The sequence below is a fragment of the Mycobacterium pinniadriaticum genome (assembly GCF_026242045.1).
Taxonomy (GTDB): domain Bacteria; phylum Actinomycetota; class Actinomycetes; order Mycobacteriales; family Mycobacteriaceae; genus Mycobacterium; species Mycobacterium pinniadriaticum.
The window spans coordinates 64,111-88,555 of the sequence record NZ_JAPJDO010000014.1; the positions used below are offsets into that span (position 1 = coordinate 64,111).

The following is a 24,445-nucleotide window of genomic DNA, read 5'->3' on the forward strand; positions in this document are numbered from 1 at the left end:
CGCCCGACGATCGAATCATGACCATCACCGACGTCCCCGTGGCACGCCGACGCAACGTCGCACTGATCGCTTCCGACCGCGACGTGCCCGTGCTCGACGTCGTCGTACCGGTGTACAACGAGCAGGCCGTGCTGTCCGACTCGATTCACCGGCTCTATCGCTATCTGCGGGAGGACTTTCCGTTCTCGTTCCGGATCACCATCGCCGACAACGCCAGTATCGACGCCACCCCGGTGATTGCCGCCGAACTGTCTATCGAGCTGCCCGAGGTGCGCACGGTGCGCCTCGAGCAGAAGGGCCGCGGCCGGGCGCTGCACGCGGTGTGGTCGACGTCGGACGCGCCCGTGCTGGCCTACATGGACGTCGACCTGTCCACGGATCTGGCTGCGCTGGCGCCGCTGGTGGCCCCGCTGGTCTCCGGGCATTCCGATCTCGCCATCGGCACCAGGCTGGGGCGTGGTTCCCGGGTGGTGCGCGGTGCCAAGCGGGAAATCATCTCGCGCTGCTACAACCTGATCCTTCGCTCGACGCTGGCGGCGAAGTTCAGCGACGCCCAATGCGGGTTCAAGGCGATCCGCGCAGACGTCGCCGCCGAGCTGCTGCCCTATGTCGAGGACACCGGCTGGTTCTTCGACACCGAGCTGCTGGTCCTCGCCGAACGCAGCGGCCTGCGCATCCACGAGGTTCCCGTCGACTGGATCGACGATCCCGACAGCCGGGTGGACATCGTGGCCACCGCAGTCGCCGACCTGAAGGGAATCGCGCGCTTGCTCAAGGGTTTCGGGACCGGACAGATTCCGGTGCAGGCGATCGGCGCGCAATTCGGCAACCGCGCCGGCGCGCCCAGGTCGCTGCTGAACCAGACCGTGCGTTTCGCGGCCATCGGTATCGGGTCCACGCTGGCCTACCTCGTGCTGTTCCTGCTGTTGCGCCCGATCGGGGCCCAGGGCGCCAACCTGATCGCCCTGCTGGTGACCGCGGTCGCGAACACCGCGGCCAATCGGCGGTTCACGTTCGGCGTGCGCGGTCGCACCGGCGTGGCCCGCCACCAGTTCGAGGGATTCGTCGTCTTCGGCATCGGGCTGGCACTGACCAGCGGTGCCCTTGCTGTGTTGCACACCCTGGGCGAGCCGCCGCGCATCGTCGAACTGCTGGTGCTGATCGCGGCCAACCTGATGGCCACCGTTGTCCGCTTCGTACTGCTGCGCGGCTGGGTGTTCCATCCCCGTCGCACCGGCCAGACTGTGGGAGATAAGTAATGACCCTGCTTGCTGAATACTCAGAGAGTCCTGCGTTGGTCACGTCGCAGGAAGGAACGCGCGCGGTACGGCCGCGGTGGGCTCGGCCCGCCCTGGCGGTGCTGCTGGTGGCGACCGCAGTGCTCTACCTGTGGGGCCTCGAGGCTGCCGGGTGGGCCAACGAGTACTACGCGGCCGCCGTGCAGGCCGGCACGCAGAGCTGGAAGGCCTTGCTGTTCGGTTCACTCGACGCCGGTAATGCGATCACTGTGGACAAGCCGCCCGCCTCGCTGTGGGTGATGGCACTGTCCGGCCGGATCTTCGGCTTCAGCACGCTGTCGATGCTGGTGCCCCAGGCTTTGATGGGTGTGGGCGCCGTGGCGCTGGTCTACGGCGCGGTGCGCAGGGTCAGCGGCTATGGTGCTGGCCTGTTGGCCGGTGCGGTGTTGGCGCTGACCCCGGTGGCGGCGTTGATGTTCCGCTTCAACAACCCCGACGCGCTGCTGGTGCTGTTGATAGTGGTTGCGGGCTACTGCATGATCCGTGCCCTCGACGGCAAGTCCACTCGCTGGATCGCGCTGGCCGGTGTCGCCATCGGATTCGCGTTCCTGGCCAAACTGCTGCAGGCCTTGCTGGTGACACCGGCCTTCGCGTTGGTGGTGTTGGTCGCCGTCGGCGGAACAGTGTGGCAGCGGCTGCGCGATCTGGCGGTCGGCTTGATCGCGATGGTGGTCTCGGCCGGCTGGTATCTGGCTCTGGTCAGCTGGTGGCCCAGCGACTCTCGTCCCTACATCGGTGGATCGACCAACAACAGCCTGCTGCAACTGGCCTTGGGCTACAACGGTCTGGGCCGGGTGTTCGGCGGTGACGGCAATCCCGGCGGCAGTTCGGGCCCCCCCGACGGCCCCGGGCCGATGGGCGGCTCGCCGATGTTCGGCGGTTCGACCGGAATCACCCGCATGTTCGGTGAGTCGATGGGTACCGAGATCTCCTGGCTGCTGCCGGCCGCGTTGATCGGACTGATCGCGGGGCTGTGGTTCACCCGGCGTGCGCCGCGTACCGATAGAACCCGCGCTTCGCTGCTGCTGTGGGGCGGCTGGCTGGTGGTGACCGTCGTGGTGTTCAGCTTCATGAAGGGGATCATGCATCCCTACTACACGGTTGCCCTGGCTCCGGCGATCGCCGCGGTGTTGGGCATCGGTATGCGAGAACTGTGGCGCGGCAGGCAGTTCGCAGTTTCCCGCGTGGTGTTGGCGTCGATGCTGATGGCCACCGGGGTGTGGAACTTCATCCTGCTCGACCGCACTCCGGAGTGGCTGCCGTGGCTGCGTTGGGTCGTGCTGGGCGGTGCGGTCGTGGTGGCCGCTGTGCTGCTGGCCGGTGGACATCGCCTCGGCCGGTGGACGGTGACCGTTGCCGCGGCGGGCCTGCTGGTCGGGCTGGCTTCGACGGCGGCGTACACCGTGGAGACGATCTCCGTCAATCATGGTGGGGGTGTGCCGACCTCGGGCCCAAGCCGCTCGGGCGCCGGCGTCGGCGGCCCCGGCGGGCCGGGGGAGCAGCAGGCCCCGGACAACGCCGAACTGAAGGGACTGTTGACTCAGGCGGACGATCGGTGGGCCGCGGCCACTGTCGGCTCACACACCGCTGGCAGTCTGGAGCTGAGCACCGGGACGTCGATCATGTCGATCGGTGGCTTCAACGGCGGCGACGACTCGCCGACGCTGGAGCAATTCCAGGCCTATGTTGCCGAGGGATGGGTCCACTACTTCATTGTGGGCAACGGTCCTGGCGGCGGGCACCGTGGTGGTCCCGATGGGGACTCGAACGCCGGTGGCCAGATCACCCAGTGGGTCCAGCAGCACTTCACCGCGCAGGACGTGGGCGGGACAGAGGTGTACGACCTGACCTCGCCGAACTGACCCCATGGGCCGGACCAGGTTAACGAACGGGGTATCTCGGGCGGCGGAACTGCTACAGCGAATGCTGCGGGCGCTCCACCTCCGTACCATCTGAGACGCTATCCGGCGATCTGATGGAGGGAGCACCGTCGTGGGCCATGCCGCACACATCGGCAGATTGGGAGCACTGGCGGTAATGCTGGGAGTCGGCACGGCGCTGGCGAGCGCGCCGTGTGCCTTCGCCCAGCCCGACGGCGCATCGTCTTCGTCCGGCGCGGCATCGAGCTCGAAGCCGGCAGCAGGGACAGGCCGTAGTGCGGCAACCAGGGGACCACGCGCTGCCACCGGGGTGTCGCCGTCAGCTGGTAGATCTGGTCGGACAGCGGCTGCGGCCCCCGTCCTCGCAGGCGGAAGAACGGCGAAGCCTCGTCACATCTCGACCGGCGCCAAAACAACTGCGGCGGCGGTGAACACCGTCAGTCACGACGCGGACGCTCCGGCGTCCGCCGACCCGATTTCGGCGGCCACTACCGTGCCCGCGCCGACCTCAAGCACCCTGGGTACCTCGCGGCGGCCGGCGCGGGTCGTTGCCCCGGTCTCACCCGGCGCGACGAAGCTACCCGCCCCAGGCGTGGTTCTGGAGGGGTTGAGTTCGACACTGAAATCGTTGCTGGGTAACGGGAATGGTGGCACACCGCCGCAGGCGCCGCTGGTCTGGTCTGTCCTGTCCTTGGTGGGCAGCGAGCTGCAGCGCCTCGCGGGTGGCCTGTCCGCCGGCTCCACCGGTGCAGTCACAACCAGCGAGACGACCAGCCCCAACCTTCTGGTCAATCCGGGTGCGGAGTTGGGCGATGCGGCGGGGTTGGGCAACAGCACGGTCAGCGTGCCCGGGTGGACGGCGACCGGCGTTCCGACGGTGGTCCAGTACGGAGAGCTCCGCAATTCCTGGCCGATCGGACTGAGCTTCGCCTGGCCCAACCTTCCGCCGTTCCTGTCGTTCCCGGGCACCAACGCCGCACCCCCCAACGGCGGCAACCAGTTCTTCGGCGGTGGCAACGTCGCGAGTTCCGCACTGTCCCAATCAGTGGATCTCAGCGACGCCAGCGCCGAAATCGATGGCGGCGCGGTAGCGTTCAACCTGAGCGGATATCTGGGCGGCTACCTGCTGGACCCGTCGTTCGCCACCGTGAAAGTCACCTTCCTCGACCAGAATCAGCTCTACCTCGGTAGCTCGACCATCGGGCCGGTCACCAATCTCGAACGCTGGGGATTGACCGGGTTCCGGCAGCGCACCAGCGTCGGGACCATACCGGTGGGTACTCGCAGTGCCGAGGTGACGCTCACCTTCCACGACCTGAATCCGGTGGTGTTCGGCTTCACCGCCCGATACAACAACGCCTACGCCGACAACATCTCGTTCACCATCGGTGCCGATCTGCCCGCGCCTGCCGACCCGGCACCGCCGGTGTCCCATGTCGGGCAGCTTGACCACGTGTTCTTGGTCTACATGGAGAACAAGGGCTACAACAGCATCGTCGGAAGCTCCAACGCGCCGTTCCTCAACAGCCTGATCAACGCCTACGGATTCGCCGATGACTACTACGGGGTGACCCACCCCAGCTTGCCGAACTACTACGCGATAGCCGGCGGACAGGTCTTCGGCAAGACCTACAACTGCGAGTCGGTCTGCATCGACGAACCGAACAACCTGGCCTTCAACATCGACGCCGCCGGGAAGACGTGGGCGGCCTACGCCCAGAGCCTGATGCCGGGTCAAGACCCCTTGGTGTCGTCGGGGGACTATTCGACCGACCAGACACCCTGGCCGGTGTTCGCCGGAATCGGCGACAACCCGTCCTACGCCGCCGAGCACATTCTGCCGTTGTCCCAGATGGCCGTCGATCTCCAATCGGACGCCACCACACCGGACTTCGTGTGGTTCGCCCCGGACGAAGATTCCAACGGCGAAGGCCCGGTCGACGGCCTGAGCGGCGTCGCGCACTTCGTGCTGGGGCAGATCGACCCACGCCACCAGTACAACGTGCCGGCGCTGGATCAGTTCCTGCAGGAGAACGTGCCGACGATCCTGAACTCCGAGGTTTGGGCCACGACGAAGTCCGTGCTGATCGTCACTTTCGACGAGGACAACAACAACATCACGCTGGGTATCGGCAACGAGGGGAACCACGTCGTCACGGTCGTGATCCCGTCGCCGCTCGCGGTCAGCGAGGGCGGTATGCGTGGCGGTGCCTTTGTCGTCACCGACCGCTACGACCACTACAGCACGCTGCGCACCATCGAGGAGGCCCTCGGGCTGCCGACGATGACCAACAACGACAAGTACGCCGAGCCGCTCAACGGCTTCTGGACCGATCAGAGCGGCACTTCCGCCGGCGACGTGCTGGTCTAGCGTCCCGGCGATCGCCCCGTTGTTCGCGATCGGGGCAATCGTGTGCCAAGGTTGGCGCTCTGCGCAAGGATTCGGGGTATGGATCACAAACCACCCGCCGCGGCCATCGAAGCTGCCCATGCCGAGCACCTGAAGTCGCTGCCGTTCGAGGACACCGCCGACTTCGCCGACGCTGACCGCGGCTTCATCGCGGCGATGGCGCCGTGTGTGGTCAAGGCGGCTGACGGGCGGGTGGTGTGGGACAACGACGCCTACGGCTTCCTCACCGGTGACGCGCCGACCTCGGTTCATCCGAGCCTGTGGCGGCAGAGCACGCTGGCCGCCAAGCAGGGCCTCTATGAGGTCGTCGAGGGCATCTACCAGGTGCGCGGGCTGGACCTGTCCAACATCAGTTTCATCGAGGGCGACACCGGCATCATCGTCATCGATCCGCTGGTCTCCACCGAGACCGCGGCGGCCGCGCTGGCGCTCTACCGGGCGCACCGAGGCGACCGGCCGGTCGTCGCGGTGATTTATACCCACTCCCACGTCGATCACTTCGGTGGTGTTCTGGGAGTGACCACTCAGGCCGAGGTCGACGCGGGCAAGGTCGCGGTGCTGGCCCCGGAAGGATTCACCGAGCACGCGGTCCAGGAGAACGTCTACGCCGGCACCGCGATGGCGCGCCGGGCGGGCTATATGTACGGCGCGGTCCTGGAACGGGGACCGCAGGGGCAGGTCGGCTGCGGGTTGGGGCAGACCCCGTCGACCGGTGAGGTGGCCATCATCGTGCCCACCGTCGACATCACCACTACTGGTGAGAAGCACACCATCGACGGCATCGAGATCGAATTCCAGATGGCGCCGGGTACCGAGGCACCCGCCGAGATGCACTTCTACTTCCCGAAATTCCGCGCACTGTGCATGGCCGAGAATGCCACCCACAACCTGCACAACCTGCTGACCCTGCGCGGGGCGCTGGTTCGCGATCCGCATGCATGGGCGGGTTATCTCACCGAAGCCATCGACACCTTCAGCGATCGCTCCGATGTGGTCTTCGCCTCGCACCACTGGCCGACATGGGGCCACGACAATATCGTCGAGTTCCTTTCCCTACAGCGGGATCTCTACGCCTACCTGCACGACCAGACCCTGCGGCAGCTCAACCAGGGCTACACCGGTATCGAGATCGCCGAGACCTTCCAGATGCCGCCCGCGCTGGACAAGGCGTGGCACGCCCACGGCTACTACGGTTCGGTCAGCCATAACGTCAAAGCCGTCTATCAGCGCTACATGGGGTGGTTCGACGGCAACCCCGGGCGACTGTGGGCGCACCCGCCGGAGGCGATCGGCCCGCGCTATGTCGAGGCCATGGGCGGGGTCGATCGGGTGGTCGAACTCGCCCGGACGGCGTTCGACGGTGGTGACTACCGTTGGGCGGTAACGCTCCTCGACCACGTGATGTTCACCGACGAGAACCATGCCGGTGCCCGGACCCTCTACGCGGATACCCTCGAGCAGATGGCATACGGCGCCGAGTGCGCGACGTGGCGCAACTTCTTCCTCTCCGGGGCCACCGAGTTGCGCGACGGGAATTTCGGCACGCCCACCCAGGTGTCGCCGACGACTCTGCTCGCTCAGCTCACCCCGGAGCAGATGTTCGATGTCCTGGCGATCAGCGTGAACGGGCCGCGGGCCTGGGACCTCGAGATCGCGATCGATATGACCTTCGCCGATCTCGACACCAATTATCGGCTCACCCTGCGCAACGGCGTGCTGGTCTACCGACAGTGCCCGGCCGAGGAATCGACCGCGACCGTCACCGTTCGGCTGGCCAGCAAGCTGCGGTTATTGGCTGTCGCGGCAGGCGATTTCGCCTCACCGGGCATGGACATCAGCGGTGACGCCTCGGCTCTGCAGACGCTGCTCGGGGTGCTCGACCGGCCCGACCCGAGCTTCAACATCATCACGCCGTAGTCTTCCCGGTGAGCAGACGCAGAATCGCACGAAACGCCCTGAAAATGTGCGATTTTCTGTCTGCTCGCCGGGACGGTGGAACCTCACGCCACGTCGATGACGACCTTGCCGATCGCTTTGCGGTCGGCGACGTACCGCAGCGCGGTGGCCGCCTGGTCCAGTGGGAAGCGCGCACCGATATAGGGGCGCAGCCGTCCCTCGGCGAACAACTGGGCAAGCTCGGCGTCGTCGCGGGCGATCTCGTCGGGGTAGTCGATCATGAAGGTCCGGATCTCCATGCCCTGCACGGTGATTCCCTTCAACAGCACCAGGTTCAGCGGAATCGCGGGGATCGAGCCCGCTGCATAGCCCAACGTGACGAACTTGCCGCCGCGGCCCAGGCTGCGCAGCGCCGGCTCGGAGTAGGGTCCGCCGACCGGGTCGACGACGATCTGTGATCCGCCTTCCCCGGTGATCTCCTTGAGCCGGGCCTTCAGGTCTTCACGGTCGTAGTCGACGACGGCCTGTGCACCGCGTTGCCGGCACACCTCGAGTTTCTCCGGGCCCGAGGCCGCGGCAATCACCTTGGCGCCCATCATGACCGCGATGTCGACCGCAGCCAGACCCACCCCGCCCCCGGCACCGAGCACGACGACCCAGTCACCCGGCTGGACCGGGGCGACGGTACGCAGGGTGTAGTAGGCGGTCCGGTTGGTGACGCCGAACGCCGCGGCGTCGGCATAGTCGACACCGTCGGGAACCGGAGTCAGCCCGCGCGCGTCCACCACCGCCTGCTCGGCGAAGGAACCCACGAACGTGGTCGCCGACACCCGGTCGCCGGGTTGGTAATCGACGACCCCCTCGCCGACGGCAAGCACCTCGCCGGCCATCTCGCTGCCGGGGCTGAACGGTGGCGGCACCTTGATCTGATACCTGCCCGCGATCATCAGCACGTCGGGATAGTTGACGGCGGCGGCCCGCACCCGGACCACCACCTGCCCGGGGCCGGGTGTGGGATCGGGCAGCTCGACCAGGACAAGGTCCTCCGGGGTGCCGTACTCGCGGCAGACAACGGCGCGCATCAGCGCATCCCGTCCGGAACGCCCAGGCCGCGCAGACAGAAGCGGACGAGATGACTGATGTCCTTGCGGCCCGGTTGGTCGGTGGAGTCCACATAGCGGCGCATCGTGCCGACGGTACACACGAACACCGCGTCGGCGTCACGCTGGGGATCGGTACTGCCCAGATCGCGGATCGGTTCGACCAGCAGGTCGCGCATGGCGGCCATGGTCTCCTCCTCGCCGAGTCGCCGTTTGTCCGAATCCGCCATCTGGCCGACAACGGCGCGGCTCATGCCGATCAACTCCGGGTCGGCCACCTGGGCCAGTGCCCCGGTGATCCACCGGGTGATCTTGCCCTCCGGTGTGCTCTCCTTGGCCATCTGGTGTTCGATATACGAAACCACCAGGCCCACACCGCGTTCCATGACCGCCAGCAGCAGGTCGTCCTTGCCGGCGAAGTACCGGTAGAACGCCTTGTTGGACACTCCGGCGGCGGCGATGATGTCGCTGACCCGCGGCGGGTTGGGGGCGACCCGCTGCATCACCGTGATGGCGGCGGCCAGGATGCGCTCCACCTCCTCGGTGGCCTCCCGCTGTCGGTCGTCGAGGGCCCGTACGACGGCGGCCGCGGCGCGGCTGCTCACGGCGAGACGGGCAGCGCGGGAATGCGATCGATCAGGTGGCCGTACTTCTCGCGGGCCCGCTCGATGCGGTTGGGAAGGAACTCGCTGGGCCAGACCGGGTCCTCGGCTTCGTACTCCTTGAGGATCTGGCGGGCCAGGTTGACCTTGTGTGCCTCGGTCGGTCCGTCGGCCAGTCCCAGCGTGATCCCGCCGAACAGCACACTGGTCAACGGCATCTGGTCGGTGAGGCCGAGGCCGCCGTGTACCTGGATCGCTCGCAGGCCGATGGACTTGAGCACGTTCGCGGTCGCGATCTTGCACGCGGAGATCTCCTCGCGGGCGGCCCGTTCGCCGGCGGTGTCCACCAGCCAGGCGGCGTGCAACACCATGAGGCGGAACTGGGTCAGCTCGACGAAGGAGTCGGCGACGAACTCCTGGATCAGTTGCTTGTCGGCCAGCAGGCTGCCCTGGGTGAAGCGGCTTTTCGCCCGCCGAGCCATCATGTCGATGGCGCGCTGGGCCACCCCGATCGAGCGCATGGCATGGTGCAACCGGCCGCCGGCCAGCCGGGACTGGGCGACGTGGAAGCCCTGCCCTTCTCCACCCAGCATCGCCGAGGCCGGCACCCGCACGTTGTCGTAGTGCACCAGCGAGTGGCCGGGGTCGTGCGCGTGGGAGCCGACCAGGTGGTGCGTGGCTTCGATGGTGACTCCCGGCGTGTCGGCCGGCACCAGGAACGTCGACGCCCCCTTGTGCACCGGAACGTCGGGATCGGTGATGGCCACCACGATGAAGAAGGACGCCACCGAGGCGTTGGACGACCAGTACTTGTGGCCGTTGATGATCCAGTCCTCACCGTCGCGGATCGCGCGGGTGGTGAATACCCGCGGATCGGAGCCGCCCTGCGGCTCGGTCATCGAGAAGGTGGAGAAGATCTCTCCCGATAGCAGCCCGATCAGGTACCGGTCCTTCTGCGCACTCGTGCCGAATCGGGCCAGGATCTCGGCGTTGCCGGTGTCGGGTGCCTGGGTGCCGAAGATGATCGAGGACCATGTTGCGCGGCCGAGGATTTCGTTGATCAGCGTGAGCTTGACCGCTCCGAAACCCTGGCCACCGAGTTCGGGCCCGAGGTGCGGCGCCCACAGGCCCTGATCCCGGACCCGCTGCTTGAGGGGGTCGATGATCCGGCGGCGCTCGTCGGTGAGCGGAAGGAATTCGCAACCGGGAAAGATCACCTCGAGTGGTTCGATCTCTTCGCGGACGAAATTCCGGATCCACTCGAGCTTCTCCTCGAACTCCGGTTCGGTGGAAAAGTCCCATGCCATGCTCTTGCCTCCTTAGGGAATACCGCCGTCGGCCCGCAGGATCGAGCCGGTGGTGAAGCTGGATGCGTCGGACATCAAGAACAGTGCGGCGCCGATGATTTCGGCGGGCTCACCGGCGCGCTGCAGGGCGTGGCGGGCGAAGGGGTTTTCAGTACCGAAGTCCCAAGCCTTGCTGATATCGGTCAGGAACGGTCCCGGCATCAGGGTGTTGACCCGCACCGTCGGCCCGAACGCGGCGGCAAGGCCTTCGGTCATCGCGTTCAGCCCGGCCTTGGACGCCGCATACGGGATGAACGACGGATGCGGCCGCAACGAGCCGTGGGTGCTGACGTTGATGATCACCCCGCCGCCGTCGGCGACCATGCGCTCACCCACCAACGCCGAAAGTCGGAACGGTCCTTTGAGATTGAGGTTGACCACCGCGTCGAACAGCTTCTCGCTGACGTTGGTGAGCTTGTCGTAGGTCGGTGACATGCCCGCGTTGTTCACCAGCACGTCGATCTTGCCGAACCGCTCATAGGTCGCCTGCACCAACCCGTCCAGTTCGTCCCAGCGGCCGACGTGAACGCCATATGGCATAGCGATGCGGCCGGTTTGGTCCTCGATCTCCTCGGCCGTCGCCACGCAGGAGTCGTACTTGCGGCTGGCGATGACCACGTCGGCGCCACAGCGTGCGGCGGCCAGCGCCATCTCGCGGCCCAACCCACGGCTGCCCCCGGTGACCAGAACCACGCGGCCGGTGAGGTCGAAAAGCTCGTCTGCGTAGCCCATTCAGGCCGCCTCGCCGGACTGCGCCAGCCGGGCCGCGGTCGCGATCAGGTCGGGCACCATCGCGCCGAACGCCTCGGTCACCTTCGGGTCGGCCTTACCGCCGTTGACCGCCGCGGCGTACGTCTTCTCCAGCACGATGCCGAGTTTCCAGTTGGCCAGCACCAGGTAGTAATGGATGTTCTCGGTGGACAGACCGCTGACCTTCTCATAATGCGCCAGGAGCTCACTGCGGGTCGGCATGCCCTCCATCGGCAGGTAGAAGCCGGTGTCCTTCGGGTGTTCGCCGTCGTAGCCGAGCAGCGCCCACGCGACGTCGAGCAGCGGATCCCCGATGGTGGTCATCTCCCAGTCCACGATGGCCGCCAGCCTCCCCGGCGCACCGTGGGCGTACATCACGTTGGCGAACTGATAGTCGCCGTGCATGATCCCCGGCGTGAAGTGTGCGGGCCGGTTGTTGCGCAACCACTCCGAGGCGACGTCCAGGCCCGGCAGTTCACGGACCTGGAACGAGGACAGGAACGCCAGCCAGCGGTCCACCTGGCGGTCGTGGAAGCCGTCGGGCTTGCCGAACCCCTCCAGTCCCTGGGCCTTCCAATCCGCCCGGCCGAGTTTCGCCGCTCCCTCGATCAGCTGGAAGGCGAGGTCGCGGCGGGCCTCGAGGTCAGTGTCGAACGGAGCCTCCCAACCGCCCTCCATCGGGCTCCAGCCATCGACCTCCTTCATCAGGTAGAAGGGCTTGCCCAGGACCTCGCCGCTCTCGTCGGCGGCGACCAGTTCGGCATGCGGCACGTCGGTGCCTTTGAGGGCGCGTTCCAGCCGGATCTCACGCAGCAACTCGCCGAGCCGGCGCTCATCGGCGCGGGGGCCCGGCATCCGTAGCACCATGCCCTGACCGCCGCGGTTGACCCGGAAGAGCATGTTCTGCGAGCCGCCCTTGAGAACCTCGACGGCGGGCTCCTCGCCGGCACCCGGGGCGTCCTGGGTGTCGAGCCACCGGCCGAGCGCCACCGTGTCCAGGCCAACGGGATTATCGGTTCTCGTCATGGAACTCCTCAGTCTCTATTTGGAGAATAGCATTCTCCAAGCGTGGAACCACTAGCCTTTGGCCAACGCAAGCGAAAGGGGCGGCGATGGCCGGACCGCTGGAAGGCATCAGGGTTGTCGAGCTCGGTGTGTGGGTCGCCGGACCGGCCGCAGGAGGAATCCTCGCGGACTGGGGCGCCGACGTCGTCAAGATCGAACCGCCGACCGGAGACCCCGGCCGGCTGTTCGGCCGGATGCTCGGTCTCGACGACGACGCCAACCCGCCGTTCGAGATGGACAACCGGTCCAAGCGCAGCATCGTGCTCGACTTGACCACCGACGGCGGTCTGGCGACAGCGCGCCAATTGATCTCCGGCGCAGACGTTTTCATCACGAATGTGCGGCCCGACGCGCTCGGCCGGCTCGACCTGGACTATCCGAACGTCGCCGCCCTCAACCCCGGGCTGGTGTACGGGCTGATCACCGGGTACGGCGAGACGGGACCCGAAACCAACCGTCCGGCCTACGATGTCGCGGCGTTCTGGGCCCGCTCGGGGATTGCCGACCTGCTCACCCGTCCCGGTGACAGCCCACCGTTCCAGCGCGGCGGTATGGGCGACCACATGACGGGGATGGCGCTGGCCGCGGCGATCAACGCCGCACTGGTGGCGCGCGCCCGCACCGGCGAGGGCCAGCTGGTGACCACCTCGCTGTACCGGCAGGGCACCTACGCCGTGAGCTTCGACCTGAACACGTTCCTGCTCACCGGCAGGCCCATCGCGATCGGGCAGCGCGAGTCGATGTTCAACCCGTGCATGAACAACTACTTGGCGGCCGACGGGAAGCGGTTCTGGATCGTCGGGCTGGAGGCCGACCGGCACTGGCCATCGCTGTGCCGGGCGGTTGGCCATCCGGAATGGTTGACCGAGAGCCGGTTCGCCACCGCCCGAGACCGTGCGATCAACTCCCGCGAACTGATCGCCACGCTCGACGCGATCTTCGCGACCAGAACGCTGACCGAGTGGGCCGAGGCGTTCGACGCCGAACCGGAGTTGTTCTGGTCCCCGGTGAACTCGATGGAGGATGTGCTCGGCGATGAGCAATTCCACGCGGCGGGCGGCCTGGTCGACGTTCCCGACGACGGCGGGTCATTGCCGATGGTCGCGACTCCGGCGGACTTCCATGGCACCCCGTGGGCGCCGCGGTGGGCCGCCCCGAAGCTGGGCGAGCACACCGAAGAGATCCTGGCGGAGTTACAACAGCGTTGAGTAATGTAACGGTCATGGATTTCTCCCGGGTCCGGTTGTCTGCCGAGGACGAAGAATTCCAGCGCGCCCTGCGAGCGGACTTGGCTCGTCTGATCACCGACGATGTCATCGCCCACGACCGGGAGACCGGCGAGAACTTCCACGAGGGCGTTCATCTCGCGCTGGCCGATCTGGGGTACCTGTCCAGGGATTTCCACACCGAGGCCGACGGCGGTTTCAGCGCGGTACAGCGCAGGATTTTCGACCTGGAGATCGGGCGTGCGCACGCCCCGTGGTTCCACTGGCCGACCACCATGATGGTGGCCAAGGCGATGGTCAAGTTCGCTCGCCCGGAACTGGTCGCCGAGATTCTGCCGTCGGTGCTTGCCGGTCGCACCCGGTTGTGCCTGGGCTACACCGAGCCCGAGGGTGGGTCGGACGTCGCCACCTGTAAGACCAAGGCGGTGCGCGATGGCGACGCGTGGATTATCAACGGCGCCAAGATGTTCACCTCGAACGCCCACAACGCCCACTATGTCTTCCTGATCACCAATACCGATCCCGAGGCGCCCAAGCACAAGAACCTGACCATGTTCCTGGTGCCGCTCGACTCGCCCGGAGTGGAGGTCCAGGGAATCCGCACGGTCGACGGGGACCGCACCAACATCACCTACTACAGCGATGTCCGCGTCGACGACAAGTACCGCGTCGGTGAGGTCAACGGCGGCTGGACGGTGCTGCGTGATGCGCTCAACTCCGAACACGGCACCGTCGAACGCAATGCCGAGGGCCTGGAGAAGTTGGCCACGATGACCGAGCACATCCTGCTGATGGCCGAGGTGGTCGACCGGGTCGCCGCGGTCGCACGGATCGACGACGAGTCAGTGGCGTACCGGCTGGGGCGCGCCGCCGCCCGGCTGGAGGTGGCGATGAGCGCCCCGGCGATGTCCGGCCGGGTCGCGATCGCCCAGACGATGCGGGACACCGCACCGGATCTGATGGACATCCTCGGTACCGCCGCCAGTCTGCCCGTCGGTACCACCGGTGCCGCCGACGACGGCGGTGCGGAGTACATCTTCCGATTGGCTTCGCCCACCGGCATTTACGGCGGAACGCTGGAGATCTTCCGCAATATGATCGCCCAGCAGATCCTCGGCCTGGGCCGGGTGGCCTACGCGCCACCGGTCAAGCGGTAGGCGATACTCGAACACCGAGCGTGCGGGTTATCGTTGGCGACCGACTGAGATAGCACCGACAGCGCCCACGTTCGGCGCGTGAAAGGACCATCTCGCTCATGCAGTTGCTGCTCGTCAGGCACGCATTGCCACACCGGACCGAGGCTGGTGAAGGGGCGGACCCCGAACTGTCCGAGGAGGGTTGGCACCAGGCCCGTCGGCTGCCCGAGGCGCTGGCCCGGTTCCCGCTTGCCAGGCTGGTGAGCAGCCCGCAACGGCGGGCGCTCCAGACGGCCGAACCGGTCGCCGCGGCTCGTGACCTGACCCTCGACATCGACGAGCGGCTCGCCGAGTACGACCGCGGGCTGTCCCATTACGTGCCGATCGAGCAGGTGCGCGCCGAGCGGCCGCAGGAGTGGGCGCGGATGGCCGAGGGGCGGCTGCCCAGCACTGTCGACGAGGACGAGTTCCGCGGCCGGGTGAGAGCGGCGATGGCGGACATCGTCGCAGATGCCGGGCATGACGACACCGTGGCGGTGTTCAGCCACGGCGGAGTGATCAACGTGATCCTGCACGAACTCCTGGGCACCCGACGGCTGCTGTCGTTTCCGATCGACTATGTGTCGATCACGCGTCTGCTCTACGCCCGCAGCGGGCAGGGCACCGTGGCGGCCGTCAACAGCACCGAGCATGTTTGGGATCTGTTGCCGCGCAATCAGCGCTATTAGCTATACATGATCGATGACCTCACTGGACGGGCTCGACCTGGCGGCATTGGACCGGCATCTGCGTGCAGTGGGCATCCCGCGCGGCGGGGAGCTGCGGGGGCAGTTCATCTCCGGCGGGCGGTCCAACCTGACCTTCCTGGTCTTCGACGACGTCTCCAAGTGGGCGCTGCGCCGCCCGCCGCTGCACGGCCTCACCCCGTCCGCCCACGACATGGGACGCGAATACCGCGTGGTGGCAGCGCTGGCCGACAGCCGGGTGCCGGTGGCGCGCGCGGTCACGATGAGTGACGACGACACCGTGCTCGGTGCGCCGTTCCAGATGGTCGATTTCGTGGAGGGACAGGTGGTCCGCAGTCGTGCCGAACTCGACGCGCTCGGCGGCCCCGACGTGGTCAGCGCGTGTGTGGACAGCTTGATCCGGGTCCTGGTCGACCTGCACGAGGTCGATCCGAATGCCGTCGGCCTCGGCGACTTCGGCAAGCCCACCGGATATCTCGAACGCCAGGTGCGACGCTGGGGCTCCCAATGGCAGCATGTCCGGCTGCCCGACGACACCCGCGACAGCGATGTCGAGCGGCTGCATGCCAAGCTGGCCGCAGCGGTGCCGGAGCAGAGTCGCACCTCGATCGTGCACGGTGACTACCGCATCGACAACACCGTTCTGGACGTCGACGACCCGACGGTCGTCCGTGCCGTGCTGGATTGGGAGATGTCCACTCTCGGCGACCCGCTCTCGGATGTCGCGGTGATGTGTGTACAACGCGATCCGGTGCTCGACCTGATCACCCACGAGCAGAAATCGTGGACTGCCCCGCAGATGCCCTCGTCGGACGAGCTGGCGCACCGCTACGCGGTTGCGTCAGGAAACACTCTGGCGCACTGGGACTTTCAGATGGCGCTGGGCTATTTCAAACTGGCCATCATCGTCGCGGGTATCGACTTCCGGCAACGTGTGGCTGCCAACGCCGCCGATGGTGACGACCGGGCGGGGGAGGCCGTCGCCGTCTTGATCAGCCGCGGCCTGGAGACTCTGGGCGAGGGCCGCTGACCACCCGGTGCGCGGTCTTGGCAGCCGGTGTGGACACTTTTCACCGTGACTGAATCGGCCGGTTCCATCAACACGCTGGCGGGCAAGATCGGCGAGGCCATGAGCCATGCCGCACGGACTGTTCCGATCGGCGCCCCCGACGACACGGCGGGTGACACCAGAGCCGCGATGATGGGCCGCACCTTCGACAGTGTTGCCGACATCGCGGTGTGCCGTGACGGTCGGCTGGTCGGCATCGTGACCATGGAGGCGCTGCTGGCCGCCGACGAGGGGACCCGGCTGGCGGACCTGATGGATGCCGACCCTCCCGCGGTCGGCCCGCATACCGATCAGGAAGTCGCGTCCTGGACGATGCTGCGCCACGGGGAAACCAGCCTGCCCGTCGTCGACGCGCAAGGGCAGCTGATCGGCCTGATCCCGCCACGGCGGATGATGAGCGTCCTGTTCGAGGAACACGAAGAGGATTTGTCCCGGGTCGTCGGTGTGATGGCGACCAGTTCGGAAGCGCGTACGGCCAGCGAGGAGCGAGTGGGTCGCCGGCTGATCCACCGGCTGCCCTGGCTGGCGTTCGGCCTCGTCGGTGCGATGCTGTCGGCCTGGTTCGTGGGTGCCAGAGAGCATCAGCTCGCCGAGACGGTGCAGTTGGCGTTCTTCATGCCGGCGATCGTCTACATGGCCGACGCCGTCGGCACCCAGACCGAAACACTTGCGGTGCGCGGCCTGTCGGTGGGTGTTCCTCTGCGGCATTTCGTGGCCAAGGAAGTCGTGGCGGGCACGCTGATCGGTGCGATCGTCGCGGCCCTGTTCCTGCCCTTCAGCCTCTGGCTCTTCGCCGACAGCGCGGTCGCGCTGACCGTGTCATTGGCGCTGCTGTGCAGTTGCGCCGTCGCCAGCACGGTTGCCCTGATCTTGCCCTGGCTGTTGAGCAGACTCGGCAAGGATCCCGCCTTCGGGTCGGGACCGCTGGCCACGGTCGTCCAGGATCTGCTGTCGTTGGTGATCTACCTGGGGTTGGCCGCCGCGCTCGTCACCGGGTAGATCCGGTGGCCCGCCCGGTTAGTTTTTCCGGGCCGCTTTGAGATTCTTCTTCGCGGCGCGGCGCAGCTGGAAGATCCGCGCGGCCCCGGCCAGGACCGCCACCAGGCCACCACAGACCGCCGCAAGCAGGATCGCCACCCCCAAGGGCAGTGACCAATGCCAGCCGAGGAAGGCGAACGACGTCGACTCGGTGTTCTGGGCGATGAAGATCAGCAGGATTGTCAGGATCAGCAGCCCGACGATCACCGACGACCACAGCGCTGCGGCACGGGTGAACGTCACTTCCGATACCGGCTTGGCCGCACCGGACACGGGCGGGTCCGGCGGCGGTGGCGGGGGCGCCGGTGGAACCGGCGGCGTGGGCTCGTTGGGCGGGCCCGACGGTTCACTGGTCATTGCTCCATCTTTGCCCTTTCGGGTCCAGAAGAAAACAACCACGGCACAGCGAGCCGATGTCGTCCGCGGTGATCCAAACCTGGGCGGCGCTCGGGCAGTGCCGTTACTGTCGGTGGAACGGGCCGGGTGAAAGGACGCTCAATGAATGCGTCGCTGAGCGGAAAGCGACTGTGGTTGGCGGCGATTCTGCTCACGGTGATGTTGCCCGTGGTGGCGGCGTGCGGCAGTGCGAATCCGCTTGGTGGCGGCTCGGCCTCGGGTGATCTGAAGAGTCTCGTCGTCGGCTCCGCGGACTTCCCGGAATCGAAGATCATCGCCGAGATCTATGCTCAGGCATTGGAGGCCAACGGATTCACCGTCGGACGGCAATTCGGGATCGGCAGCCGCGAAACCTACATTCCCGCCGTGCGCGACCACTCGATCGATCTGGTGCCCGAATACACCGGAAACCTGTTGCAGTACTTCGATCCAAAGACCACCGTGACCACGCCGGACGAGGTGGTGCTGGCGTTGTTCCGGGCGTTGCCCGGTGATCTGTCCATCCTGAATCCGTCACCGGCCAACGACACCGACACGGTCGCGGTCTCCGAATCCACCGCGCAGAAATGGAATCTCAAGACGATCGGCGATCTTGCGGCACATTCGGCGGAGGTCAAGTTCGGCGCCCCGTCGGAGTTCCTGAACCGCACCGAGGGACTGCCCGGACTGAAAGAGAAGTACGGCCTGGACATCAAGCCGGACAACTTCATCGCAATCAGCGACGGTGGCGGGCCGGCAACCGTACGCGCGCTGGTGGACGGCACTGTCACCGCCGCCGATATCTTCAGTACATCGCCCGCGATCGGCCAGAACAACCTCGTGGTGCTGGAGGATCCAAAGAACAACTTCCTGGCCGCCAATGTCGTGCCGCTGGTCAGTTCCCAGAAGAAATCCGATGAACTCAAAACCGTGCTCGATGCCGTATCGGCGAAGCTGAGCACGCAGGGCCTCATCGAACTCAACACCGCGGTGTCCGGCAACTCCGGGGTCGACCCCGACGAAGCCGCCCGACAGTGGATCCGCGACAACGGTTTCGACAAGCCGATCGGGAAATAGATGATCACCTTCGAGACGGTCACCAAGGCATACCCGGATGGCACCGTTGCGGTCGACGATCTGAGCATGGAGGTGCCGACGGGCACGCTGACGGTCTTCGTCGGGCCGTCTGGCTGCGGTAAGACCACGTCGATGCGGATGATCAACCGGATGATCGAGCCCAGTTCGGGGACGATCACCGTGGACGGGCGCGACATCGCCGCCGTCGACCCGGTCAAATTGCGGCTCGGGATCGGTTACGTGATCCAGAGCGGCGGCCTGATGCCGCATCAGCGAGTGATCGACAATGTCGCGACTGTGCCGGTGCTCAAGGGTCAGCCCCGGCGAGCGGCCCGCAGAGCCGCCTACGAGGTACTGGAGCGGGTGGGCCTGGACCCCAAGCTGGGGGATCGCTATCCGGCGCAGTTGTCCGGCGGTCAGCAGCAACGCGTCGGTGTGGCGAGGGCGCTGGCGGCGGACCCACCGGTGCTGCTGATGGACGAACCGTTCTCGGCGGTGGACCCGGTCGTGCGGGACGAGCTGCAGGCCGAAATCCTGCGTCTGCAAAGCGAATTGCACAAGACCATCGTGTTCGTCACCCACGATATCGACGAGGCGGTCAAGCTCGGCGACCGCGTCGCGGTATTCGGACCCGGCGGCACCCGCAGCAATACGATGCGCCGGCGCGGCTGTTGTCCAACCCGGCCAACGAATTCGTGTCGGGGTTCATCGGCGCCGATCGCGGATATCGCGGTCTGCAGTTCCGGGCGGCCACCGGCCTGCCGCTGCACGACATCGCGACCGTCACCGAGGGCGAGATCGACGGGCTTTCGCTCGGCTCCGGCGACTGGCGGCTGGTGCTCAAGGACGACGGCCGGCCGTACGCCTGGATCAATGCCGAGGGTGTGCAACTGCATCGCGGCGGGAGCTCGTTGTACGACAGCAGTATCGCCGGGGGATCGTTGTTCGGTCCGGGCGGGACGCTGCGGCTGGCGCTCGATGCCGCGCTGTCGTCGCCGGCCGGGCTCGGGGTGGCCGTCGATGACGGCGGTCAGGTGATCGGCGGGGTGAAGGCCGACGATGTTCTGGCCGTGTTGCGGGGCAGCTGAGCGTGAACTATCTGCTGACCCATCTCGACAAGGCGTGGGCGCTGACGGTCATCCATCTTCGGCTGTCCCTGATCCCGGTGGTGCTGGGTCTGCTGATCGCGGTGCCGCTGGGCGCCTATGTGTGGCGGACCACCGCGTTGCGCCGCCTGACCACGGTCACGGCGAGCATCATCTTCACCATCCCCTCGCTGGCTCTGTTCGTGGTGCTGCCGCTGATCATCCCGACCCGCATCCTCGACGAGGCGAACGTCATCGTCGCGCTCACCCTCTACACCACCGCGCTGCTGGTGCGTGCGGTTCCCGAGGCGCTCGATGCCGTGCCCGCCCAGGTGCGTGACGCCGCGACGGCCGTCGGCTACACCAGGCTGGCTCGGATGCTCAAAGTCGAACTACCACTGTCAATTCCGGTTCTGGTCGCCGGTCTGCGGGTGGTCGCGGTGACCAACATCTCGATGGTGTCGGTGGGTTCGGTGATCGGGATCGGCGGGCTGGGAACCTGGTTCACCGAAGGATATCAGGCTGACAAGAGCGACCAGATCGTCGCCGGCATCATCGCGATCTTCCTGCTGGCGATCGTCATTGACGTGCTCATCCTGCTGGCCGGCCGGTTGATCACCCCGTGGACCCGGCTCAAGGCGAGCCGATGAACTTCCTGCATCAGGCGCTCGCCTACATCTTCACCGCCGCCAACTGGGAAGGTAAGGCCGGTCTGGGGATGCGCATTCTCGAACATCTCCAGTACACCGCGGTCGCGGTCGTCTGCTCAGCGCTGATCGCGATCCCGATCGGGATGCTGATCGGGCACACCGGGCGCGGTACCTTCCTGGTCGTCACCGGGGTCAACGCGCTGCGTGCGCTGCCCACCCTGGGCGTGCTGCTGCTGGGGGTGCTGCTGTGGGGGTTGGGGTTACTGCCGCCGACCGTCGCGCTGATGCTGCTGGGCATCCCGCCGCTGCTGGCGGGCACCTACGCCGGCATCGCCAACGTCGACCCGACGGTGGTGGACGCCGCCCGGTCGATGGGAATGACCGAGACCCGGATTTTGCTGCGGGTCGAGGTGCCCAACGCGCTGCCGCTCATCGTGGGCGGGCTGCGCACCGCGACCCTGCAGGTGGTCGCGACCGCGACGGTGGCCGCCTACGCCAGCCTGGGCGGGCTGGGGCGCTACCTGATCGACGGAATCAAGGTCCGTCAGTTCTATCTGGCCCTGGTGGGGGCGTTGCTGGTCACGGTGTTGGCCTTGGTGCTCGACGGCCTGCTGGCCCTGGCCGTGTGGGCATCGGTGCCCGGCACCGGGCGGTTCCGCAGGATGCCGCAGCCGTTGCTCGACGACGAAGTGAGTTTCGATGCGCACGCGCCCGTGTCACGGAAGGGCCGCACTTCGCCACCTGGTTACGAACGGGGCAGTCCGTCGCATACGGTAGAAGGGTGAGTGCTGCCCATGAAGCGACAGAAAGTGCCTGGCCGGCGATCCTGACCTGGCGCGCGCACGACGCTTCGCAGATGGAATCGACCCGGGTCCAGCTATCGGGCAACCGGATCAAGGCCTACGGCCGCATCGTGGCCGCCGCCAGTGCGACCCACCCGTCCTTCAGCGCGTCCTACGACCTGGTGACCGACGAGTCCGGCGCCACCAAGCGGCTGTCGCTGAGCGTGACCCTCGCCGAGCGGGATCGGCAGCTGTCGATCGCCCGCGACGAGGAGAACATGTGGCTGGTCACCGACCATCAGGGTCAGTCCCGCGGTTCCTACGAGGGTGCGCTCGACGTCGACGTCGTCTTCAGCCCGTTCTTCAATGCGCTGCCGATCCGCCGTACCGGTTTGTACCGGCGGGCCGAGTCTGTGACTCTGCCGGTCGTGTACGTGAGTTTGCCCGACCTGACCGTCAAGCAGGCGTCGATCAGTTACAGCAGCGCCGGCGTGGACAGCGCGGACGGCATCAAGCTGCACTCGCCGGTCGCCGACACCACGATCACCGTCGACTCCGACGGGTTCATCGTCGATTACCCGGGCCTGGCAAAGCGGATCTGATCACGCCGCCGGACCGCCCCGCGGCGGCCAGCTCGTCACGCCAGTTCTCCTCACCGATGGCGATCGTCACGATTTGTGGGCGCGAAAAGCTGTCATAGCGGGCCCGGGCGGCATGGCCGGCCTCGACAAGATCGGCCACCGAACCTCTCTCGGCCAACGACTGGCGGGCCTGATTCAACAGGCCCAGGGCGTGATCCAGAGCCGGCAGGAGCTGATCGGCGTTGGCTTCGCACATCGCGCGCACCAGGTCGGGTGCGGTGCCTGCGACCCGGGTGCCGTCCCGGAACGAACCGGCCGCCAGCGCGAACGCCAGCGGAACCTCGCCGGCCGTCGCGGCCAGCGCTTCGGCAAGCAGGTGCGGCAGGTGCGAGATGCTCGCCGCCGCCGCGTCGTGCTCATCGGACTTGGCGGGGACCACGACCGCGTGGCAATCCAGCGCCAGGTTCATCACCTGCGCCCAGACCCCGGCATCGACGTGGTCGTCGACGCCCACCACCCAGGGCGCGCCGACGAAAAGCCGCGCGTCGCCCGCGCTCCAGCCCGAGTGCGCGGTGCCCGCCATCGGGTGGCCGCCGACATAGCGGTCGAGCAACCCGGCCGCGCGCACCTCGCGGAGAACCGCACCCTTGACACTGATGACATCGGTCAGCGGGCAGCCGGCGGCGATGTCCTTGATGTAGCCCAGAAGTGCTGACACCGCGGGCATGGGAACAGCCAGGACGATCAGCGCCTCATGGTCGGCGGCCCACCGCAGCGTCTCGGTCAGATCGGTGGTGGCGGCGAAGCCGTCCATCCGGGCCGCCCGGGCGCCCTCGACGGATCGGTTGTACCCGAATGCCTCCCGGCCGGCGGCTGTCGCTGCCCGCAACACCGACCCGCCGATCAGGCCGAGCCCGAGGACGCACACGGGTGTCTTCGTCACGTGTCCAGGTTGGCACACCATCACGGCACAGCCGATGGGTACCTGGTCAAAATGCCTGATCAGGGACTACCGTATCGGCCCATGGAAGCACAGCGGGCCCAGAACAGCCCGGGGTCGGAGACCCCGGACGGTTTCGCGGTGGCCGTGGTTCGCGAGGACGGCAAGTGGCGTTGCTCCGCCATGAGCGCGAAGGTGCTGACCAGCTTGACCGCTGCCGAAACGGAGTTGCGAGAATTACGTAGCGCCGGTGCGGTATTCGGGCTGCTGGACATCGACGACGAGTTCTTCCTGATCGTACGGCCGGCCCCGGCGGGCACCCGGCTGTTGTTGTCGGACGCGACGGCGGCGCTGGATTACGACATCGCCGCCGAGGCGCTGGAGACATTGGACGCCGACATCGCACCCGAAGACCTCGAGGACGCCGACCCTTTCGAGGAGGGTGACCTAGGCGTGCTGGCCGATATCGGCTTGCCCGAGCCGGTGCTGAGCGTGATTCTCGACGAGACCGACCTGTATGCCGACGAGCAGCTCGGCCGGATCGCGCGGGAGATGGGTTTCGCCGACGAGCTGGCCGCCGTGCTCGACCGTCTCGATCGGTGAGCCAGTCGCAGGACGAGCGGTTTGTGCACGCGGCGATTTCCGCCGCGGGCCTGGCCGGTCCCGAGGATGTCCCGATTGGGGCGGTGGTATTCGGCCCGGACGGGGTTGAGCTCGCCCGGGCGGCCAATGCCCGCGAGCAACTCGGTGACCCGACCGCGCACGCCGAGATCCTGGCGTTGCGGGCGGCGGCCCGGGTCTATGGCGACGGCTGGCGTCTGGAGGGGACCACGCTCGCGGTGACCGTCGAACCGTGCACCATGTGCGCCGGTGCGCTGGTGATGGCCCGGGTGTCCCGGGTGGTGTTCGGGGCGTGGGAACCGAAAACCGGTGCCGCGGGCTCACTCTGGGATGTGGTGCGCGACCGGCGGCTGACCCATCGGCCGGAGGTACGCGGGGGAGTGCTGGCCGAGGAATGCGCCGCGCTGCTGGAGGGGTTTTTCGCCCGCCAGCGCGATTTGGGTTAGCCCGGCCGCGACACGTAAGCTCTTCGGCGGTGGCGTGTCCGAGCGGCCTAAGGAGCACGCCTCGAAAGCGTGTGACGGGTAACCCCCGTCCGAGGGTTCAAATCCCTCCGCCACCGCCATAGCTGCAAACGTGTTTGCGCTGCTAAAAAAGCTATTTCTACGGTTGTTGACCACCTCGTTTGAGGTGCTGTGCCCACATGTTGCCCACAATCTTGGGAGACTTCGCGTGAGGAGCGGGCCTGCAGCGTGGCCACGACAGCGTCCAAGTCGTCGTCAAACAGGTCCACATAGGTGTCCAGCGTCATCGTCGCTGAGGTGTGCCCAAG

At 66.9% G+C, this 24,445-nt stretch carries 22 protein-coding genes, 1 tRNA gene and 1 pseudogene; 17 read left to right on the forward strand and 7 right to left on the reverse strand.

All coding sequences use genetic code 11. The annotated features are described in order from the left end of the window. The first annotated feature begins 17 nt into the window (after positions 1-17). From ORI27_RS17090 to ORI27_RS17105, 4 genes are all read left to right on the forward strand, one after another. Positions 18-1,259 (forward strand): bifunctional glycosyltransferase family 2/GtrA family protein, encoded by a 1,242-nt coding sequence (locus ORI27_RS17090; RefSeq protein ID WP_265998164.1) that lies wholly within the window; start codon positions 18-20, stop codon positions 1,257-1,259. Next, a complete protein-coding gene (locus ORI27_RS17095; RefSeq protein ID WP_265998165.1) occupies positions 1,259-3,160 on the forward strand; it encodes an ArnT family glycosyltransferase in 1,902 nt (633 codons plus the stop codon). The genes ORI27_RS17090 and ORI27_RS17095 overlap by 1 nt, the downstream gene beginning before the upstream one ends. 445 nt (positions 3,161-3,605) lie before the next feature. After that, on the forward strand, positions 3,606-5,549 hold the full coding sequence (locus tag ORI27_RS17100; RefSeq protein ID WP_265998166.1) for an alkaline phosphatase family protein: 1,944 nt from the start codon (positions 3,606-3,608) through the stop codon (positions 5,547-5,549). A 78-nt stretch (positions 5,550-5,627) separates the two neighbouring features. Beyond that, on the forward strand, positions 5,628-7,505 hold the full coding sequence (locus ORI27_RS17105) for an alkyl/aryl-sulfatase (RefSeq protein ID WP_265998167.1): 1,878 nt from the start codon (positions 5,628-5,630) through the stop codon (positions 7,503-7,505). A gap of 83 nt (positions 7,506-7,588) precedes the next feature. Here ORI27_RS17105 and ORI27_RS17110 read toward each other — a convergent pair whose 3' ends face one another. The 5 genes from ORI27_RS17110 to ORI27_RS17130 are packed head-to-tail and all read right to left on the reverse strand — an operon-like array spanning position 7,589 to position 12,308. After that, complete coding sequence (locus ORI27_RS17110; protein WP_265998168.1) at positions 7,589-8,566, reverse strand: NADPH:quinone oxidoreductase family protein; 978 nt, start codon at positions 8,564-8,566, stop codon at positions 7,589-7,591. Next, positions 8,566-9,189, reverse strand: coding sequence for a TetR/AcrR family transcriptional regulator (locus ORI27_RS17115; protein WP_265998169.1), 624 nt, complete (start codon positions 9,187-9,189; stop codon positions 8,566-8,568). The genes ORI27_RS17110 and ORI27_RS17115 overlap by 1 nt, the downstream gene beginning before the upstream one ends. Beyond that, positions 9,186-10,493: an acyl-CoA dehydrogenase family protein gene (locus tag ORI27_RS17120; protein ID WP_265998170.1), complete on the reverse strand. Its 1,308-nt coding sequence runs from the start codon at positions 10,491-10,493 to the stop codon at positions 9,186-9,188. Before ORI27_RS17120 ends, ORI27_RS17115 begins: the two co-directional genes overlap by 4 nt. 12 nt (positions 10,494-10,505) lie before the next feature. Beyond that, positions 10,506-11,264, reverse strand: a complete 759-nt coding sequence (locus ORI27_RS17125) for an SDR family NAD(P)-dependent oxidoreductase (protein ID WP_265998171.1) — start codon at positions 11,262-11,264, stop codon at positions 10,506-10,508. Then, the gene (locus ORI27_RS17130; protein WP_265998172.1) at positions 11,265-12,308 is read right to left on the reverse strand and encodes a phosphotransferase family protein; all 1,044 of its coding nucleotides are present in this window, start codon (positions 12,306-12,308) and stop codon (positions 11,265-11,267) included. Between the two features lie 86 nt (positions 12,309-12,394). On the opposite strand from ORI27_RS17130, the gene ORI27_RS17135 reads away from it, so the two are divergent. The 5 genes from ORI27_RS17135 to ORI27_RS17155 all read left to right on the forward strand — a co-directional run bounded on the left by ORI27_RS17135 (position 12,395) and on the right by ORI27_RS17155 (position 17,523). Continuing rightward, positions 12,395-13,555: a CaiB/BaiF CoA transferase family protein gene (locus ORI27_RS17135; RefSeq protein ID WP_265998173.1), complete on the forward strand. Its 1,161-nt coding sequence runs from the start codon at positions 12,395-12,397 to the stop codon at positions 13,553-13,555. 14 nt (positions 13,556-13,569) lie between these two features. Next, the gene (locus tag ORI27_RS17140; protein ID WP_265998174.1) at positions 13,570-14,730 is read left to right on the forward strand and encodes an acyl-CoA dehydrogenase family protein; all 1,161 of its coding nucleotides are present in this window, start codon (positions 13,570-13,572) and stop codon (positions 14,728-14,730) included. A 98-nt stretch (positions 14,731-14,828) separates the two neighbouring features. Then, positions 14,829-15,437, forward strand: a complete 609-nt coding sequence (locus ORI27_RS17145) for a histidine phosphatase family protein (RefSeq protein ID WP_265998175.1) — start codon at positions 14,829-14,831, stop codon at positions 15,435-15,437. Between the two features lie 13 nt (positions 15,438-15,450). Then, on the forward strand, positions 15,451-16,485 hold the full coding sequence (locus tag ORI27_RS17150; RefSeq protein ID WP_265998176.1) for a phosphotransferase family protein: 1,035 nt from the start codon (positions 15,451-15,453) through the stop codon (positions 16,483-16,485). Positions 16,486-16,530: 45 nt separating this feature from the next. Next, entirely contained in the window at positions 16,531-17,523 is a 993-nt protein-coding gene (locus tag ORI27_RS17155) for a magnesium transporter (protein WP_265998177.1), read from the forward strand. A gap of 18 nt (positions 17,524-17,541) precedes the next feature. Here the strand turns inward: ORI27_RS17155 and ORI27_RS17160 are convergent, their stop codons facing one another. Continuing rightward, complete coding sequence (locus ORI27_RS17160) at positions 17,542-17,919, reverse strand: LapA family protein (RefSeq protein ID WP_265998178.1); 378 nt, start codon at positions 17,917-17,919, stop codon at positions 17,542-17,544. A 141-nt stretch (positions 17,920-18,060) separates the two neighbouring features. On the opposite strand from ORI27_RS17160, the gene ORI27_RS17165 reads away from it, so the two are divergent. The 5 genes and pseudogenes from ORI27_RS17165 (at position 18,061) to ORI27_RS17185 (ending at position 22,133) form a co-directional block, all read left to right on the forward strand. Next, positions 18,061-19,014, forward strand: coding sequence for an ABC transporter substrate-binding protein (locus tag ORI27_RS17165; protein WP_265998179.1), 954 nt, complete (start codon positions 18,061-18,063; stop codon positions 19,012-19,014). Further along, positions 19,015-20,102 (forward strand): annotated as a pseudogene (locus ORI27_RS17170) (ABC transporter ATP-binding protein). A 2-nt stretch (positions 20,103-20,104) separates the two neighbouring features. Further along, on the forward strand, positions 20,105-20,749 hold the full coding sequence (locus tag ORI27_RS17175) for an ABC transporter permease (RefSeq protein WP_265998180.1): 645 nt from the start codon (positions 20,105-20,107) through the stop codon (positions 20,747-20,749). Continuing rightward, complete coding sequence (locus ORI27_RS17180; RefSeq protein ID WP_265998181.1) at positions 20,746-21,534, forward strand: ABC transporter permease; 789 nt, start codon at positions 20,746-20,748, stop codon at positions 21,532-21,534. Before ORI27_RS17175 ends, ORI27_RS17180 begins: the two co-directional genes overlap by 4 nt. Then, positions 21,531-22,133 (forward strand): putative glycolipid-binding domain-containing protein, encoded by a 603-nt coding sequence (locus ORI27_RS17185; protein WP_265998182.1) that lies wholly within the window; start codon positions 21,531-21,533, stop codon positions 22,131-22,133. The genes ORI27_RS17180 and ORI27_RS17185 overlap by 4 nt, the downstream gene beginning before the upstream one ends. On the opposite strand, the gene ORI27_RS17190 is transcribed toward ORI27_RS17185, so the two are convergent. Further along, positions 22,096-23,040 (reverse strand): prephenate dehydrogenase, encoded by a 945-nt coding sequence (locus ORI27_RS17190; protein ID WP_265998234.1) that lies wholly within the window; start codon positions 23,038-23,040, stop codon positions 22,096-22,098. The genes ORI27_RS17185 and ORI27_RS17190 overlap by 38 nt on opposite strands. Before the next feature lie 96 nt (positions 23,041-23,136). On the opposite strand from ORI27_RS17190, the gene ORI27_RS17195 reads away from it, so the two are divergent. The 3 genes from ORI27_RS17195 (at position 23,137) to ORI27_RS17205 (ending at position 24,238) form a co-directional block, all read left to right on the forward strand. Then, positions 23,137-23,655 (forward strand): tRNA adenosine deaminase-associated protein, encoded by a 519-nt coding sequence (locus ORI27_RS17195; protein WP_265998183.1) that lies wholly within the window; start codon positions 23,137-23,139, stop codon positions 23,653-23,655. Further along, positions 23,652-24,119 (forward strand): nucleoside deaminase, encoded by a 468-nt coding sequence (locus tag ORI27_RS17200; protein WP_265998184.1) that lies wholly within the window; start codon positions 23,652-23,654, stop codon positions 24,117-24,119. Before ORI27_RS17195 ends, ORI27_RS17200 begins: the two co-directional genes overlap by 4 nt. Positions 24,120-24,147: 28 nt before the next feature. Further along, positions 24,148-24,238 (forward strand) — tRNA-Ser (locus ORI27_RS17205). Positions 24,239-24,445: the final 207 nt, after the last annotated feature.

Coding starts and splice junctions, on each gene's coding strand:
- ORI27_RS17105 (WP_265998167.1), top strand. CDS start 5,628: ATGGATCACAAACCACCCGCCGCGGCCATCGAAGCTGCCCATGCCGAG.
- ORI27_RS17165 (WP_265998179.1), top strand. CDS start 18,061: ATGAATGCGTCGCTGAGCGGAAAGCGACTGTGGTTGGCGGCGATTCTG.
- ORI27_RS17180 (WP_265998181.1), top strand. CDS start 20,746: ATGAACTTCCTGCATCAGGCGCTCGCCTACATCTTCACCGCCGCCAAC.
- ORI27_RS17135 (WP_265998173.1), top strand. CDS start 12,395: ATGGCCGGACCGCTGGAAGGCATCAGGGTTGTCGAGCTCGGTGTGTGG.
- ORI27_RS17145 (WP_265998175.1), top strand. CDS start 14,829: ATGCAGTTGCTGCTCGTCAGGCACGCATTGCCACACCGGACCGAGGCT.
- ORI27_RS17160 (WP_265998178.1), bottom strand. CDS start 17,919: ATGACCAGTGAACCGTCGGGCCCGCCCAACGAGCCCACGCCGCCGGTT.
- ORI27_RS17125 (WP_265998171.1), bottom strand. CDS start 11,264: ATGGGCTACGCAGACGAGCTTTTCGACCTCACCGGCCGCGTGGTTCTG.
- ORI27_RS17090 (WP_265998164.1), top strand. CDS start 18: ATGACCATCACCGACGTCCCCGTGGCACGCCGACGCAACGTCGCACTG.
- ORI27_RS17195 (WP_265998183.1), top strand. CDS start 23,137: ATGGAAGCACAGCGGGCCCAGAACAGCCCGGGGTCGGAGACCCCGGAC.
- ORI27_RS17095 (WP_265998165.1), top strand. CDS start 1,259: ATGACCCTGCTTGCTGAATACTCAGAGAGTCCTGCGTTGGTCACGTCG.
- ORI27_RS17120 (WP_265998170.1), bottom strand. CDS start 10,493: ATGGCATGGGACTTTTCCACCGAACCGGAGTTCGAGGAGAAGCTCGAG.
- ORI27_RS17130 (WP_265998172.1), bottom strand. CDS start 12,308: ATGACGAGAACCGATAATCCCGTTGGCCTGGACACGGTGGCGCTCGGC.
- ORI27_RS17140 (WP_265998174.1), top strand. CDS start 13,570: ATGGATTTCTCCCGGGTCCGGTTGTCTGCCGAGGACGAAGAATTCCAG.
- ORI27_RS17110 (WP_265998168.1), bottom strand. CDS start 8,566: ATGCGCGCCGTTGTCTGCCGCGAGTACGGCACCCCGGAGGACCTTGTC.
- ORI27_RS17150 (WP_265998176.1), top strand. CDS start 15,451: ATGACCTCACTGGACGGGCTCGACCTGGCGGCATTGGACCGGCATCTG.